The organism is Verrucosispora sp. SN26_14.1, from assembly GCF_004307965.1.
Taxonomy (GTDB): domain Bacteria; phylum Actinomycetota; class Actinomycetes; order Mycobacteriales; family Micromonosporaceae; genus Micromonospora.
In genome coordinates, this window is the sequence record NZ_SISL01000484.1 from 1 (window position 1) to 4,315 (window position 4,315).

Annotated in this window: 3 protein-coding genes and 2 pseudogenes; 1 reads left to right on the forward strand and 4 read right to left on the reverse strand. The window is 72.4% G+C overall.

Going from position 1 to position 4,315, the window contains the following annotated elements; all coding sequences use genetic code 11:
* Positions 1-293: 293 nt before the first annotated feature.
* The gene (locus EYA84_RS27550) at positions 294-752 is read right to left on the reverse strand and encodes a PAS domain-containing protein (RefSeq protein WP_131056735.1); all 459 of its coding nucleotides are present in this window, start codon (positions 750-752) and stop codon (positions 294-296) included.
* Positions 753-918: 166 nt separating this feature from the next.
* Positions 919-1,659, reverse strand: a pseudogene (locus EYA84_RS27555) (hypothetical protein).
* A 163-nt stretch (positions 1,660-1,822) separates the two neighbouring features.
* Between EYA84_RS27555 and EYA84_RS27560 the strand changes: the two are divergent.
* Positions 1,823-3,022 (forward strand): arginine deiminase, encoded by a 1,200-nt coding sequence (locus EYA84_RS27560; RefSeq protein WP_131056737.1) that lies wholly within the window; start codon positions 1,823-1,825, stop codon positions 3,020-3,022.
* A 124-nt stretch (positions 3,023-3,146) separates the two neighbouring features.
* Here the strand turns inward: EYA84_RS27560 and EYA84_RS27565 are convergent, their stop codons facing one another.
* On the reverse strand, positions 3,147-4,031 hold the full coding sequence (locus EYA84_RS27565; protein ID WP_131056739.1) for a DUF5926 family protein: 885 nt from the start codon (positions 4,029-4,031) through the stop codon (positions 3,147-3,149).
* Between the two features lie 59 nt (positions 4,032-4,090).
* Positions 4,091-4,285 (reverse strand): annotated as a pseudogene (locus EYA84_RS33660) (ATP-binding protein); the annotation flags it as partial.
* Positions 4,286-4,315 lie beyond the last annotated feature (30 nt).

A 4,315-nucleotide genomic window follows, 5' to 3' on the forward strand; every position in this document is an offset into this window, starting at 1 on the left:
GGGTGGCGGCGTCGGCCGGGCCGACCCGTCGCGCAGGTCCGGCGGTTCGCCGCATCCGGAAAGCAGGAGTACGGCCAGTCCGGCGACTGCGGGCAGCCGTGTGCGGTACCGGCGGGCGCCCGGCCGGGCGGGATTGGCACGACGGATCGGGGTGGACGGCACGGGGATGATCCTCGATGGGGGTCGAGCGTCGGGGGTGCTCAGGGCCGAGCCCATGGTAGGAGGATCCGCCGCCGAGGTGAAGGTCAGCCGGGTACGCGGTGCCCGCCGACGGCGCCTGCGGGTGCCACCGGTCAGAGCTCGGAGAAGAAGGTGAGGGAGCCGGCGACGGCCCCGTCGGCGAGCACCGGTGTGGAGATCGCGTCGACGGTCGCGTCGGAGACACCCTCGGTGGTCGCCATGATCCGTAACAGGCCGCGGGCCATCCGGCCGGAGACGAGCGCCAGCAGTGGCGGGATCTTGTCGATGTCCGGCTCGGCCAACTCGCCCCGGTACGCGGTGAAGTCGAGCAGTCGCAGGCCACCGTCGAGCAGCGGCAGCCCGATGACGGCCTCGGGCGTGCCGAGGCCGAGCAACTCGCAGCCGGCGGCGGAGACGGCCACCACCCGGGTCTCGGCGTCGATCAGCAGGCAGGGCTCGTCGGCACTGGACACAGTGGCCGCCCACCGGCCGAAGTTGTCGTACCCCAGCTCTGTCGGTGTCCCCGGGTCGGGCGCGAACACTTCCGAGAGCGAGAGTTCGACGTGGGCCACCGCGCCTCCTATGCACACCGACGGAACGTCCACGCTAGCCGGTCGTCTCGGCCACCGCTGACCGCGCTGGAATCCACGCCATCGGTGCTGATCACTGCCGGTCTGCGACGGCGCGGCCGGTGGGTGCGGAGTGCAGCGGTCCGGCCGCGTGGCGTCGCCGCAGACGTTACCGCCGGGTGGCCGGCTTGTCAGCGGCCATTCGGCCGTCCTCGTACCACCGGTAGTCGGCTGCTGGCGGATAGCCGCCACTCATCCACGTCCCGGGGTGCTGGGCGACCCGGGAGAGCTTCTCGGCGGTGGCCGGACTGATCCGGTTGCCGGCGGCGACGAGCAGCCGGTCGAGCTCCCGGTGGGTGGCCATCAGACAGTCCTTGGGCAGGCCGTAGACGCTGATGACGCCGGAGCCCACGAAGGTGAGCACCGGCGTCACCGGGATCGGGTGGCCGACCGCACTGGTCAGCGCCTTGCTGGCGCGTCGGGCGTCGCGGCGGGCCTCGGCCACGTACGGCGGGCGCTTCCCGTTGATCTGCACCACGTCACCGGCGACCAGGACGCGGGCCCGCCCGTGATCGGCGATGGTGACGGCGAAGAGTCCGCTCGGGCCGATGGCGAGGAAGCCGGCCCGGTTGTCGTCGCTCTCGTCGAGGAGGGCGTCGGCGGCATCCGTGCGGGGCCAGTCGATCACATGCCACGCGGGCCCGAGATGGTCGAGTTGGCCGAGCGCGCGGGCACCGGCCGCCTCGAGCCGGCGAGCACCCCGCTCGGCGCGGCGTCGGCGGGCTCACTCCAAGGGCGACGGACGCGGGGCCGCGACCACCCCCGGTGCCTCGACCCGAGGGTGTGGCACCGCCGCTTGCGGCAGCGCCCGGGCGGACGGTACGGCTCGACGAGCGGGGAAGACAGTCATCGCGACCTCCGGCAAAAGGTCCCTCGAAGTTACGTTCTCACTACCCTACGTTGCGGGTCCCGGTAGTCGGCAAGCCGGAACGCCGGAATGACTGTGGATGAATGCCATATTCATCCACAGCTGTTTTATCGGATGCCGCCAAACCCTGCCCTAGGCTTCGGGTGTGACCCACTACGTGGACAGTGAGGTCGGTCGGCTCGGCACCGTGCTGCTGCACCGGCCGGGGCCGGAACTCGCGCGTCTGACCCCGCGCAACAACGACTCGCTGCTGTTCGACGCCATCCCCTGGGTGGGCCGCGCGCAGGAGGAGCACGACGCCTTCGCCGCCGCGCTGCGCGAGCGCGACGTCGAGGTGCTCTATCTCACCGATCTGCTCACCGAGACCCTGGCCGTGGCGGAGGCCCGCGCCGAACTGACCGAACAGGTCCTCGCCTCGCCCCGGCTCGGCGACACCCTGCGCGCCCGGGTGGCCGCACACCTGACCTACCTCGACCCGGCCGCGCTCGCCGGAGTCCTCGTCGCCGGACTCGCCCACGAGGAGCTACGGCTCGGCGGTGACCGGCGCGGCGGTCTGGTCTACACGTTGATGGACCGGCACGACTTCGTCATCACGCCCCTGCCGAACCTGCTCTTCACCCGCGACTCGTCACTGTGGATCGGCGACCGGGTCGGCGTGACCAGCCTGGCGATGCCGGCCCGGCGGCGGGAGACCACGTTGACCGACGCGATCTACCGGCACCATCCACGCTTCGCCGGCACCGAGTACGTCTACCGCCCCGACCTGGAGCACCTCGAAGGCGGCGACGTGCTGCTGCTCGCCCCCGGGGTGCTCGCCGTCGGGGTGGGTGAGCGGACCACCCCGGCCGGTGCCGAGCGGCTGGCCCGGCAGGTCTTCGCGGCCGGGCTGGCGCACACCATCCTGGTCGTGCCGATCGCCCAGGAGCGGGCCACCATGCACCTGGACACGGTCTGCACCATGGTCGACGTCGACGCGGTGTTGATGTACCCGAACGTCGCGCACACGCTGTCGGCGTACACGGTGATCGCCGGGACGGACGGCGACGACCCACGGGTGGACGGCCCGGCGCCGTTCCTGCGGGCCGCCGCCGACGCGATGGACCTTGACCAGCTCCGGGTGATCGACACCGGGCTCGACCCGGTGACCGCCGAACGGGAGCAGTGGGACGACGGCAACAACACGCTGGCGATCGCGCCCCGGCTCTGCGTCGGCTACGAACGCAACGTGGAGACCAACGCCCAGCTCGAACGGGCCGGGATCGAACTCATCCCGATCGCCGGCTCCGAGCTGGGGTCGGGTCGGGGCGGCCCGCGCTGCATGTCCTGCCCGCTGGTCCGCGAGTAACGACGCGAGCAGAGCCGGGAGTAAGGAAGGGCCCCTTTCTAACGCCTCAGGTAGAGCAGGGGTCCCTTCCTAACACCAGAAGCGCGCGTTCAGGGTGAGCTGGCGGCACACCAGAAGCGCGCGCTCAGCGCAGCGTGAGCTGGCGGCCCAGCAGGCCCTGCCGGGCCCGGCGGGCGGCGGCGTCGAGCGGCTCGGTTTCCGTCAGCGCCTCGGCGTACCGCTTGGCGAAGTCGGCGACCGGCGCCTCCCACTCGGCGGCCGGGGTCTGCTCGGGCAGGTCCCAGACCGGCACCAGCCGACCGTGGGCCCGGAACATGCCGGCGAACTTGGTCCCCTCGCCCAGGGTCAACGAGCCGGCCGCGCCCAGCCGGGCCAACGCGTCCAGCGCGTCCTCCTCGGCCTCGGGCAGCACCCAGCGCACGTGGGCCTTCTCCGGCACCTGGCACCAGTACGCCGACCGCGCCGCCGCCAGACCCACGGTCGGGTAGATCGCCGCGTTGGCCCGCTCCAGGGACGCCTGCACGGTCGGGTCGTCGACCGCCTCGGGGACCAGCCAGAAGTCGAAGCCCTCGTGCAGGGTGACCGTCAACGGGCCGTCGACCAGGATGTCCTGGAGCCGTGGCCCGGGCCCGGGCAGCGGCGGCACCTGGACCGGGTCACCCGGCTCGGTACGCAGCGCGCAGAGCAGCGACTCGGCCAGGTCCCGGGACACGTCACCGGACTGCTGGTGTCGCTGGAGCCCGACGAACACGTGCCCGTCGGCGCGGCTCATCGCGGGGGCGGCCATCGGCAGCACGGTGGCCAGCGTCACCGGCCGGTCACCGTACTCCTCGACCAGCTCGGGGGTGAGCCGCAGCGGTGCGGAGGCGGCGGGCACCAGTTCCCGCAGCGCGATCCATTCCGGCTCGTCGGTCAGCCCTTCGAAGGGTCGGGGGACGAAGACGTCCCGCACCTTCTCCCGCTTCGGGGTCGACGTGGCGGCCCGCTGGTTCTTTCGACGCTTGCTCACGGCGACACAGCCTAGAGGCCCGGACGCGACGCCGGGGGCCGGACCCGCCCTGCGGGGACTCAGCCGGCGACGACCAGGCCCGGTCGTTCCGTCACCGGGTCGAACTCGGCCCAGACACTCTGCCCCAGACCGTCCCGCTCGACCCCCCAGCGGTCCGCCAGGCCGGAGACGATGTGCAGGCCCCGGCCGTCGGCCGCGTCGATGTCCGCCGGGCGGATTCGGGGGGTGCCGGCCGCGCCGCCGTCGGATGTCTCTTATACTCATCTCAGAGCCAACGAGACTAG